Genomic DNA, 2674 nt, shown 5'->3' with positions numbered 1-2674 from the left:
AACTTGATTAACTTTTTTAATAGATTGGTTGAAAACTGCAGTTAGCTGCTGGATTTTTTTAGCCGTTCTAGGAGTTAAATAGTTTACATCTTGAGAGTTAAGCATTTTCATCATATTGCTAATTTTCTCTTGAGTCTTAGCAGCATCATTAAAAGCGATAATAGCAGCATAAGCAATACCAAATAGTTTCTTATCGCTTTTCATTTGAAACGAGATTATTGTTCGACAAGAGTTAATTTGTATAGAAGGTGGTTGATTTAGCTCTGGTAAATACTTACTAATTTGATAATATATTGCTGCTAGAGCATAATGACTAGAGCTATCTAAGGGAGCATCAACAATAATTTTCACTTTAGGAAGAGTCTCGTGAAAGAAACTTGTTATTTTTTCAGCATTGAGATAATGGACTTTACTTCGATCTCCATTAGCACTCAAATCAAACCACTCGCAGATTGCTGCTTCTGTTTTAATTCCTAAGCGAGAAGCGCCATAAATTTTTGCACCTGTTAAAGTTGCACCTGTTAAATCTGCTCCAATCCAATCTACTTCAATTAAACAAGCATTTGATAAATCAGCATGAACTAAGCTAGTATTTAAAAGATTAGCCTGGGACAAGTCAGCTCTACTTAGGTCAGCACCACTAAGCTTGGCATCACTAAGATTAGCGCACTTTAGGTTAACCCCAATCAGACTAGCCCAACGTAAATTAGCCCCACTTAAATCAGCTCCATTCAAGTTAGCACCAGTCAAATTAGTTTGTCTGAGTTCAGCACCACTAAGGTCAGCACCACTAAGATCAGCACCACTAAGATCTACTCCTTGCAAGTTAGTTTCTATTAAATTAGCTCCTGTTAGAGAAGCAAAGCGTAGGTTAGCTCCCTTTAAGTTGGCACCACTAAGATTCGTTTTTCTGAGGGTAGCTTCTATCAGACTTGCTCCACTTAAGTCGGCAAAAGAGAGATTAGCCTCACTTAATTCTGCCCTAATCAGCTCTGCTCTAATCAATTTAGCAGCAACTAATTGAGCTTTTTTTAGATTAACTAAAACTAGATTAGCTACATTAAGATCGGCATCATTTAAGTTAGTGCCACTAAGATGAGCGCCATTAAGTTTAGTAATATTAAGTTTAGCTTTACTGAGATTAGCATCAGCTAAATTTGCCCCATTGAGGTTGGCAACGCTGAGATTGACTCCGCTAAGATTTGCACCACTGAGATTAATACCACTAAGATTGGCCTCAAAAAGATTGAAGTCAGTAAAGTCTCTTTCACCAGCGGCATATTTTTTTTGAAGTTCTTCGATTATCATTAGGGCGCACCCTGGTATAATCCCCATTTAATTATGATTAATATAGGTATTGTCGGATTAGGTTTAATCGGTGGCTCAATTGGATTGGATTTAAGAACCCTAGGTTATCATGTTCTTGGGGTATCTCGTCGAGAACAAAGTTGTCAAAAGGCACTCGCTCTTGGGGCTGTTGATGAGGCCAGTTTGGATCTATCTTTACTATCTATTGCTGATGTAATATTTATTTGTACTCCCATAGCTGTTATTATTCCTACTTTAGAAGAGCTGATTCCAATTCTTTCTCCCACTACAATTTTAACCGATGTCGGCTCGGTTAAGGCTCCTATTGTGGAAGCTGTTTCCGACATTTGGCCTAATTTTGTAGGTGGACACCCCATGGCTGGCAAAGCAGAAAATGGTATTGAAGTGGCTCAGTTGGGTTTATTTCAAAATAGACCTTATGTTCTAACTCCGACTGAAAATACTCCCCTAGAGTCTATAGAGAAAGTTGAGGCAATAGCAAGGATGCTCAAGAGCAAAGTTTACTTTTGTGACCCTTATGAACACGATAGAGCTGTTGCTTTGATTTCTCATTTGCCTGTTATGGCCAGTGCTAGTTTGATTCTTGCTTGTATGAGCGAGGCTAATCCTACAGTTTTCAAGTTAACACAAGATTTGGCTAGTTCTGGCTTCCGTGACACTAGCAGGGTGGGAGGAGGTAATCCTGAATTAGGACTAATGATGGCCAAATATAATAGTGGAGAGGTGTTACGATCGCTCTATTCTTTTCGTGAACAAATTGACCAGTTTATTCAACAAATTGAACAAGAAGATTGGCAGACTCTGGAAGAAAAGTTAAGGTATACAGAGCAAAATAGAAAACTCTTTTTACACCATGAAATTTGAGATTCTTCAGTTTTTATTTTCATACCTTGATTCAGCGACGCCAAATTCTGAATAGTAGCGGAGGTAATTAACAGTATTTTTGACAAAACCTGCTATGGGGAGAGCAATTAATAAACCCAAAATTCCCCATACTTGTGCCCCTACTAATAAACTGACTAAAATCCAGACAGGATTAAGACCAGTAAAGCCTCCTAATATTCTAGGAGCAACAAAGTTTTCAATTGCTTGCTCTATTAAAACTATCACTATTAAAACCTTTATACCTAGCCAAAAATCTTCTAAAGTTATTAATAAACTTACGAGAGTTACACCTAAAGCTGTACCAAAAGGAATTAAAGTCATTAAACCAATTCCTATGCCAAATAATAAACCAAAAGGAGTTCCTAGAAATAATAAACCGATGGTCATAGCTACGCCCATTAAACAAGCTAATGTTGCCTGACCAATAAAATAATTTTGAAAGTTTTGTCTTAATGATTTA

3 protein-coding genes are annotated in these 2674 nt (G+C 37.2%); 1 reads left to right on the top strand and 2 read right to left on the bottom strand.

Going from position 1 to position 2674, the window contains the following annotated elements:
* On the bottom strand, nucleotides 1–1308 hold a 1308-nt coding region (locus F6K13_RS27505), incomplete at its 3' end, for a pentapeptide repeat-containing protein (RefSeq protein WP_287289067.1).
* A gap of 36 nt (nucleotides 1309–1344) precedes the next feature.
* Here F6K13_RS27505 and F6K13_RS27500 point away from each other — a divergent pair.
* The gene (locus F6K13_RS27500) at nucleotides 1345–2193 is read left to right on the top strand and encodes a prephenate/arogenate dehydrogenase (RefSeq protein ID WP_124144465.1); all 849 of its coding nucleotides are present in this window, start codon (nucleotides 1345–1347) and stop codon (nucleotides 2191–2193) included.
* Nucleotides 2194–2199: 6 nt separating this feature from the next.
* On the opposite strand, the gene F6K13_RS27495 is transcribed toward F6K13_RS27500, so the two are convergent.
* Nucleotides 2200–2674: AI-2E family transporter (locus F6K13_RS27495; protein WP_287289065.1), on the bottom strand; the 475-nt coding region annotated here is incomplete at its 5' end.

This window comes from Okeania sp. SIO2B9 (genome assembly GCF_010672505.1).
Classification (GTDB): domain Bacteria; phylum Cyanobacteriota; class Cyanobacteriia; order Cyanobacteriales; family Microcoleaceae; genus Okeania; species Okeania hirsuta.
The sequence above is the reverse complement of the archived record's forward strand: the minus strand, read 5'-3'. Positions and strand labels throughout refer to the sequence as shown.